1 protein-coding gene and 1 pseudogene are annotated in these 908 nt (G+C 49.3%); both read right to left on the bottom strand.

The features are described from left to right. Window positions 1–208: pseudogene (locus AC1XUO_RS29620) on the bottom strand (hypothetical protein); the annotation flags it as partial. A gap of 38 nt (window positions 209–246) precedes the next feature. Beyond that, the gene (locus tag AC1XUO_RS29615) at window positions 247–816 is read right to left on the bottom strand and encodes a hypothetical protein (RefSeq protein WP_483333518.1); all 570 of its coding nucleotides are present in this window, start codon (window positions 814–816) and stop codon (window positions 247–249) included. Between the last annotated feature and the right edge of the window lie 92 nt (window positions 817–908).

The raw sequence follows: 908 nt of genomic DNA, 5'->3' as shown, positions 1-908 counted from the left end.
TCAGGTCAAAGCTAAGTTCGGCCGGGATCACACCGGCCGCGATTGGCGGAGCGGTGGCCAGGGTACCCGCCACCACTTGCGTATCCAACGGCCAGCCAGCCGTAAAATCGGATTCAGCATAAAGGACCATGCGGGCGATCCCTCCCAGGTTAGCCAGGCCACGCGCCCGGTAAGCTATATTTTTAAATTTTGATGTACTTGCAGGCATATCTTAATGCAGTTATAAAATTTTGATTGAGTAAGGTTTTAAACTACTGCAAAAGGTTTTGGTTTGGCTGCCGCCGTGTCTGTTGGCATCACAAGGGCATCCTGCAAAAACAGGGCAGGGAAGGGGTACCCGTCGCCTTTCGCTTTAAAACTGATCGCGTTTTGGTCATCCGCCTTCGCGCCAGAATCGTCACTGTCTTCAATGACAAGCGGGTTCCAGCTCGTACCATAAATACGGCGCTTGCCGTTTTTGTAGTAAGCCACGGCAACACCGCCTTCGTTCAAAAACTTCTGAACGGCTTCCAGCTGGCTAGGATCCACACCGGCGAACTTGCATTCGACATCGTGCTCGTAGTTCTGATATCCCAGCGTTCCCTTTTTGGAAGATTTTGCGCGGCCGGTGTGTAGGTCAAAAGTAATTTCGGCTGGTACTGTATTGGCAACAATACGCGGTAAAACAGTGCATTCACCTAGTAAACCGATATCGGCGGCAATAGGCCACCCGGCAACGAAATCCGATTCGGCAAACAAAACCATACGGGCAATACCGCCAAGGTTAGCCAGGCCACGCGCCCGGTAACTAATATTTTTAAATTTTGATGCTGGCATCTTTTCAGTGTGAAAAGGTTGAAAAAGAGTTGATATCCTGCTCGTAAATCCAGCAGGATATCAACATAAAATTTACTTCCAAAGGACAATCA

This window comes from Dyadobacter sp. HNCC25DJ186 (assembly GCF_056895235.1).
The sequence above is the reverse complement of the archived record's forward strand: the minus strand, read 5'-3'. Positions and strand labels throughout refer to the sequence as shown.